General features: G+C 41.1%; 1 protein-coding gene. It reads right to left on the reverse strand.

Features of this window, described 5'->3' with window-relative positions:
* A partial coding sequence (locus tag GUI70_RS25820; RefSeq protein WP_237725156.1) for an asparagine synthase-related protein occupies positions 1-265 on the reverse strand: 265 nt, incomplete at both ends.

The following is a 265-nucleotide window of genomic DNA, read 5'->3' on the forward strand; positions in this document are numbered from 1 at the left end:
GTAGCTCAATTCACTGTATTTGGAATCTTTAAACCCTAGCGAGAACGATTGAATTGGTTTCAATTTAGCGGCTTCCGCTAAAACATAACTTGAATCAATTCCGCTGGAAAGGAAGCTTCCCACTTCTACGTCGGCAATCATGTGGGCATCTACCGAATCCTTAACAATTTGCCGAATCTTTTTCGCATCGTCTTCCACCGTTTGGTTTTCGTCAATGTGATCGTAATTGAATTTGAAATAAGTGTGCGTTTCCGTCTTACCATTC

This window comes from Deinococcus alpinitundrae, from assembly GCF_009982895.1.
In the GTDB taxonomy this organism is placed as follows: Bacteria; Deinococcota; Deinococci; order Deinococcales; family Deinococcaceae; genus Deinococcus; species Deinococcus alpinitundrae.